The organism is Nocardioides abyssi (assembly GCF_030412915.1).
Taxonomy (GTDB): Bacteria; Actinomycetota; Actinomycetes; order Propionibacteriales; family Nocardioidaceae; genus Nocardioides; species Nocardioides abyssi.
The window spans coordinates 1-275 of the sequence record NZ_JAUHJR010000194.1 but is presented as its reverse complement, the minus strand read 5'-3'; the positions used below and the strand labels follow the sequence as shown (position 1 = coordinate 275).

At 59.3% G+C, this 275-nt stretch carries 1 protein-coding gene; it reads right to left on the bottom strand.

Annotated elements, in window-relative coordinates; all coding sequences use genetic code 11:
• On the bottom strand, positions 1 to 275 hold a 275-nt coding region (locus QWY29_RS20460), incomplete at both ends, for a hypothetical protein (RefSeq protein ID WP_300963062.1).

Genomic DNA, 275 nt, shown 5'->3' with positions numbered 1-275 from the left:
GCCAACGATACAGCATATTGGTCGAAGCCGTCGCCGCTACCGGAGCCGCCGTAGTAGAGGGTACCTTCGACGGTGATATCGACGGTTCGGTTGCCAACGACGCAAGCCGCAGCGTTGGTCTCAGCGAAAAACAGGTTTACCAGATAGGTCCCGTTGGGAATCGGATAACTGCGCGAGACTACCGAGTTCGTCGAGTTTTCCGATCCGATAACCGTCTCGGTGTCCGCACTCGTACAACCGAACGCCGCGCTGATCGGTCCGCTGCCAACCGCGCC